General features: G+C 20.2%; 1 pseudogene. It reads left to right on the top strand.

The features are described from left to right. Positions 1 to 391 (top strand): annotated as a pseudogene (locus NG904_RS16735) (SbcC/MukB-like Walker B domain-containing protein); the annotation flags it as partial.

Here is a 391-nt window from a genome sequence, read left to right on the forward strand (position 1 = left end):
AAAATTTAAATAAAAATTTAAAAAGTGAAAATTTTGAATCTATAGAAGAGGTAAAAGCAAATATTATTGAACTTAATGATATTGAAATATTAAAGGCAAAGATAGAAAAATATAAAGAAGATTTATCTAAAATCAAAGGAGCGATAGAGAGCTCAGTTAAAAAATTAAATAATAGAGAAGTTACAGAACAACAATGGATAATTATTCAAAATAGTGTAAAAGAAAAGAAACTAGAATTTGAATCATTAAATGAAATGAAAATTAAATTAGAAGAAGAATATAAATTTATAGACAATAAACTTAAAGAGCTTAAGGATTTATTAATCAAAAAAGAAAAGATTGATCATAAATTAGCTTTGCTAGATGATTTAGATAAATTATTTAAAGGTAA

It is taken from the genome of Clostridium sp. ZBS15 (assembly GCF_023845705.1).
Taxonomy (GTDB): domain Bacteria; phylum Bacillota; class Clostridia; order Clostridiales; family Clostridiaceae; genus Clostridium; species Clostridium aquiflavi.